Below are 5,188 nucleotides of genomic sequence, written 5' to 3' on the forward strand. Positions count from 1 at the left end.
CGGGGCTCGGGCGCGGCCGCCGCCGCCCCGCCGGCCGGCGGTCGGGACGGGTGGCCTCGGCCGTGCCGTACAGCGCCAGCAGCGCCACCAGCACCAGGACCAGGAGACCGAACCGGTTCTCGATCAGGGACTTCACCGGGCCGCCAGCTCCCTCTCCGTCTCGGGCACGTCCTGCGGGAGCTCTTCCTCGCTCCGCGAACCGGGTGCGGCCAGGACCGCCACCACGCAGACCAGCAGCGCCTGCACCCAGAGCCAGCGGGCGTGCCAGGGGTCGCCCGGCGGGACCGGCGGCGTCCCGACCGGCTGGGTCAGCCGCCACACGCCGAGTTCCCGGGACAGGCTCATCCTGGCCAGCGCGGGCTGGGAGTCCAGGGCGCGGCTGATCTCCGGGCTCACCGGGCTGGCCACCACCACGAACCGCACGCCGTGCGCGGCCAGCACCCGGGCGTCGTCGCCGCCCCTGCCGGAGACCAGCCCGGCCGCGGCGACGCTCACCAGGTCGCGCGGCCCCTGGGGCGAGGGGATGTCGGACTCGCCGATCAGCGGCATGCGGCCGCGCAGCACCGTGAAGGTCAGGGCGCCGTCGCGGGAGCGCAGCAGCAGGGTCCGCTCGCCGCCGCCGGAGTTCGCCGCGACCAGCGCGGGCACCGCGTCGCGCGCGTTCCCGCTGATCGGGCCGGGGGTGCCCCGCACGACCCACATGCCCGCCGCGAGCAGCGGGGTGGAGAACGCGACCGCCACGACCAGCAGCGCGGCGATCCGCCGCAGCCCTCCGGCGGCGCGGAACTCGGTGACCCGGCCCGCGGTGAGGGCCGCCACCACGAGCATGCCCAGGGCGGCGAAGGCCAGCGGCACCCCCGGCCAGGCCGGGGCCTCGGTGTCGCCGCCCGGCGAGGTGACGGTGATCCGGCCCGCCAGCACCCCCACCAGCACACCGAAGAGGGCCACGCCCCAGCCGATCGCGATGACCATCCGGTTGCGGCGCATGAGCAGCGCCGCCAGGCACGCGGCGATGAGGCCGGCGGTCACCCAGAACGGCGGCATCCCCGGGCCGCCGGGGCTGAGCAGGAGCAGGGACTCGGCGGGCAGCGCGGGATCGACCAGCTCGGGCCGGTGCAGCCCGGCCTCCAGCAGGAACCGGCCGGGGTCGGCGACCAGCTGGACCAGCCAGGGCAGCAGCAGCACGACCGGGACCGCGAACGCGATCGCCACCGAGACGCCGACGCCCCGCCGCGGGAAGGCCAGCGCGGCCAGCGCCCCCAGCAGCAGCGTGAGCGGGTAGACGACCGGCGCGAAGGCCGTGCCGACCGCGAGCAGGAGCCCGAGCGCCCAGGCGGCGCGGCGGGCCCGGCGGCCCTCGCCGGAGAGCACCGTGGTGGCCAGCGCCGCGTAGACGGGCAGCAGGACGAAGACCACGGCGGTGCCGAGCCGTCCGGCGGCGACCGCGCCGGTGGCCACGGGCAGCAGCGCGTAGGAGGAGGCCAGCCAGACGCGGGTCCACCGGCCGGCGATGATCCTGCGGGTCGCCGCGTAGGCGGAGAGCCCGGCCAGCGGGACGCAGCCGAGCAGCAGCACGGAGACCGCCAGCCAGGTCTTGCCGAGCAGCACCGACGAGAGCGCGGCCAGCACCGCGACGTAGGGCGGGGCCCAGGCGTCGCTGCCCAGCCCCGTCGGGTGGTACCCCTCGGTGTACAGCCGCCACAGGTCGGCGGCCCCGCCGGTCACCGGCACGAGCGCGCCGCCGCCCAGCCGGACGCCGCCGACCAGGCCCCGCTCGGCGACCAGGGTGACCGCGAGCAGGGCCGTGAAGAGCAGCACGCCCGGGTTGCCGAAGACCCGGCGGGTCGCCCCCGCGTCGTCGGTGAGCAGCTCCTCGCCGTCCTCCTGCGCCCGGACGACGGCGTGGTGCCGTCCGGCGGACTCCACCGGCCCGCCGGACAGGTAGTTCTGGACCCGGTCCACCAGCCGCCGGTAGCCCGCGCCCGGCGGGGTGAGCAGGCGCTTGACCGCGTTGTAGCGCTGCTTCCTGCCCTTGGCGCGGGCACGGCGCGCCCGGAGCAGGCGCCAGGGGTGGGCGAGCACCGAGCCGAACGCCACGACCTCGTCCAGCGCGTTGGCGGGCTGCTTGGCCAGCAGGAACATCAGGGCCCGGAAGAGCGATCCGGCCAGGTTGCGCAGCAGTGCCCGCAGCAGCGGCCCCGCCGGCAGGTTCGCCAGGACGACGAAGAGAGCGTTGCGGCGGTCCAGCCGCCGGGGGTGGGCTCCGCTGACCGTGATGCGGCGGCGCCGCCGGGAGGCCGCCTCGGCGTGCCAGGCGACCGCGCGGGTGACGTTCTGCACCCGGTGGCCCGCGTTCCTGACCCGCCAGCACAGGTCAAGGTCGTCACGGAAGATCCGTAGGAAGGGGTCGAGCCCGCCCACCTCGTCCCAGACGTCGCGGCGGATGAGCATCCCGGCGGTGGAGACCGAGAGCACGTCCCGGACGCCGTCGTACTGCCCCTGGTCGAACTCCCTGGCCTCCAGGCCGGTGTCCCTGCGGCCCGTCCGGTCGACCGTGACCCCGACCTCCAGCAGCAGCCGCCGGTCCAGCCAGTCGCGGAGCTTGGGGCCGAGCACCCCCGCCTTCGGGTCGGCGTCGGCGGCCCGGAGCAGGTGCTCCAGCGCCCGGGCGTCCGGCGCGCAGTCGTCGTGCAGCAGCCAGATCCACTCGTTCCCCCCGGCGGGCTCCAGCCGCTTCAGCACCTCGGCGACGGCCTCGCCGAAGCCGGTGGAACGCGGCAGGGTCAGCACCGCGTTCGATCCGAGGGTCCGGGTCAGCAGGTCGGCGCCGCCGTCGCGGCTGCCGTTGTCCGCCGCGACGACCCGGTCGACCGGCCGGGTCTGCCGGAGCAGCGCCTCCAGGGTCTCCCCCAGCCAGCGGGCTCCGTCGTGGGACACGACGATCGCGGTGACGGTGTGGTGCGTGCGGGGGGAGTCGGTGATGGACATGCGTCCCGTGGTCCAGGAGTGGGTGATCGGCGGCGACCACGATACGGCACCTTATGTCCGTATATACCGTCGGCACGAAAAAAGGCCACGCGGCTGTCAGCCGCGTGACCTCATCGAGATATCGTCGAGCGCCCCGGAGGGCGCCGTAGATTTCTTCAACGCGTCGGACGTCGTCCCCTCAGACGGCCTGACGCTTCATCCGGCGACGCTCCCGCTCGGAAAGCCCGCCCCAGATGCCGAACCGTTCGTCGTGCTCGAGTGCGTACTCCAGACACTCCGCACGCACCTCACAGGAACGGCACACCTTCTTGGCCTCCCGAGTCGATCCCCCCTTCTCCGGGAAGAACGCCTCCGGGTCGGTCTGCGCGCACAGCGCGCGTTCCTGCCAACCAAGCTGCTCTTCAGCGCCGCCGTCCTGTGCGATGACCAGGTCGGCCACTGCACACCTCCTTGCCGCCCGCAATGGAGCCCCCTATGAACGCCTCCCCCTTACCCACCCGGAGGGAGACGTAACAACACGCCTGTAATTACACGCGTGCGGCTGGTGTGGCGTCAAGCGGCATGCCGCTATCCGGGGAAAGACCCGCTCTCCCCGGCTCTGAGGCGTGTGCCTGCGACGATGGCAATTGCCCCCGGCGATCGTGAAGATCGCCTTGGGCCTTCAGTGCTCTCGACGGTCGGAACCGTACCAGGACATGTTCGGCTCCTGACCAGGTCCCGTCCTCTCCCTGTCGAGGTTTTCCTCTCCCGTTGCCTGACCCGGCCGCTCCGGCGTGTAGATCGCGGTGGGATCGATGGGCTGGGAGTCCCAGCCCCGGCCCGCCGTACCGGCCTGGCCTCCCGGACCGGGGGCGTTGAGCGGGTCGTTCCGGTAGGCGGCCGGGTCGAACCTCAGCGTCGCCTCCGCGGGAGCGGCGTCCCAGGGCTGGCCCTGGCCCGCCTGCTGACCGGCCTGCGGGTGACCCTGCTGACCGGCCTGCGGGTGACCCTGCGGCGCCTGCGGGTGCCCGAACGGATCGTCGTACCCGCCGCCCGGCGAGGAGGTGTACTCCGGCACGCGCAGCTGCGGCTCGGTCCCCGAGGACTGCTGGTAGCTCTCCGCCTGCTGGTAGGCCTGGGCGATCTGCTGGGAGCGGGGGTCGGCCGGATCCGGGTACGGCAGGCCCGGGTCGCTCTGCCGGGCGAACTCCGCCCCGGAGTAGCCGGTGAGCGGCTGGCCGTAGTTGTCCGGCGGCTGCGGGAAGGAGGACCCCTGCGGCTGCGCGTCGAAGGACAGGCGCGGCTGGCTGTCGGCCGGCGTGTACGGCGCGGGCTGCGACGCGGGGAACGGATCCTGCGACAGCGGGTGTGACTGCGGCTGAGCGTAGGACTGCGGCTCGCCCTGCGGCTGAGCGTAGGACTGCGGCTCCGCCTGCTGCCCGTAACCGGACAGCAGGGGGTCCGTCGGCTGCGGCACGTAGTTCGACGGCGAGGAGTCGCCGTACCCCTGGGAGACGCCCTGCGGCTGGGCGTGGCCCTGTTCCCGGGCGGACGACTCGTAGCCCTGGAACTGCGCGGGGGTCTCGTAGCCCGGGGACGTGGGCGGCGCGGGCGGGAACGGCTCGGCGGGCGCGGCGTACGCCTGGGCGGGCGGCTCGTAGGAACCAGCCGGAGGCTCGTACGGCGCCGGCGCCTGGGGCTTGACGTCCGCCGCGACGTACGGGCTCGGGGTGTAGGCCTGCGGCTCCGCGTGCTGGACGGGGAGCTGGTCGTAACCGGGGGACGGGGCGCCGTAAGGCTGGTTCTCCGGAGCGGCGCCGTACGGGCTCTCCGGAGCGGAGCCATAGGACTGGTTCTCGGCGGACGCGCCGTACGGGTTCTCCGGAGCGCCGTAGGGCTGGTTCTCCTGGGCGGCGCCGTAGGGCTGGTTCTCGGCGGGCGCCGCGTGGGAGCCCTCCTGCGGCACGTACCCGCTCTCCGGCTGCCGGCTGTACTGGTCGGAAGGGGCGGGCGGGAGCGCGGGGGGACCCGCCGGGCTGTACTGCGCCTGCGGAGCCGGGGCCTGGGCCTCGGCGAAGCCGTTCCCCTGGACGGGCGCCTCGGCGAAGCCGTTCCCCTGGATCGGCGCCTCGGGGAAGGCGTGGCCCTGGGCGGGAGCCTGGTTCGCGGGCGCCTCGGCGAAGCCGTTCCCCTGGATCGGCGCCTCGGGTGGGCGTGGCCC

3 protein-coding genes are annotated in these 5,188 nt (G+C 74.7%); all 3 read right to left on the reverse strand.

Translation table 11 applies throughout. From position 1 onward, the window contains the following. Positions 1–132: 132 nt before the first annotated feature. The gene (locus tag ACWJ6R_RS29595; protein WP_449065379.1) at positions 133–2,988 is read right to left on the reverse strand and encodes a glycosyltransferase; all 2,856 of its coding nucleotides are present in this window, start codon (positions 2,986–2,988) and stop codon (positions 133–135) included. A gap of 178 nt (positions 2,989–3,166) precedes the next feature. After that, positions 3,167–3,427 carry a WhiB family transcriptional regulator gene (locus tag ACWJ6R_RS29600; protein ID WP_068894552.1) on the reverse strand — a complete coding sequence of 87 codons (261 nt, stop codon included), beginning with the start codon at positions 3,425–3,427 and terminating at the stop codon, positions 3,167–3,169. A gap of 222 nt (positions 3,428–3,649) precedes the next feature. Continuing rightward, on the reverse strand, positions 3,650–5,188 hold a 1,539-nt coding region (locus tag ACWJ6R_RS29605; protein WP_449065380.1), incomplete at its 5' end, for a hypothetical protein.

It is taken from the genome of Planomonospora algeriensis (genome assembly GCF_977012225.1).